We start from the raw sequence: 696 nt of genomic DNA on the forward strand, positions 1-696 counted from the left end.
AAGCTCCAGGGCCACGTTCATCAGTTTTCCGTCTCTCTGTTCGGTATACACCCAGACGTCCTTGTGTTCTGCGAAACTCGTCATCGTTTTCTCCTCCTATATGATGTGTTTGTGTTTCATGTCCGCCAGCAGGTTCGCCGCCAGCTCCTTCGGCGTGTCGCCCTCCACGGCGATCCCTTTTCCCTTGGGCTTTGGCGTGAAGGAACGGAACACGTTGGTCGGCGAGGCTTTCAGGCCCACGGTGGTCTTGTCCACGCCGATGTCCTCGGCGCTCCAGACCTTCACTTCCGCTTTCGCGGCTCTGAGGATTCCCGGCACCGACATGTACCTGGGCTCGTTCAGCTCCTTGATGGCCGTCAGCACGCAGGGCAGCGGCGCTTTCAGGCGTTCGTAGCCGTCTTCCAGCGCCCGTTTGACGATGACCCGTCCGTCCTCCAGCCGGAATTCCTTCACGTAGGTCACCTGGGGCAGCCCCAGCTTCTCGGCGATCTGCGGCCCCACCTGGGCCGTGTCCCCGTCAATGGCCTGCCGGCCGGCGAAGATCAGGTCGAACCCTCCGATCTTTTTGATGCCCGCGGCCAGCGCGTTGGACGTGGCCCAGGTGTCCGAGCCGCCCAGGGCCCGGTCCGACAGCAGGATCGCTTCGTCGGCTCCCATGGCCAGGCATTCGGCCAGCATGTCTTTGGCCTGCGGCGG

General features: G+C 63.1%; 1 protein-coding gene. It reads right to left on the reverse strand.

The features are described from left to right. Positions 1-96: 96 nt before the first annotated feature. On the reverse strand, positions 97-696 hold a 600-nt coding region (locus tag NE619_RS17925), incomplete at its 5' end, for an electron transfer flavoprotein subunit beta/FixA family protein (protein WP_256133851.1).

This window comes from Anaerovorax odorimutans, from assembly GCF_024459955.1.
Lineage (GTDB): Bacteria > Bacillota > Clostridia > Peptostreptococcales > Anaerovoracaceae > Hominibacterium > Hominibacterium odorimutans_A.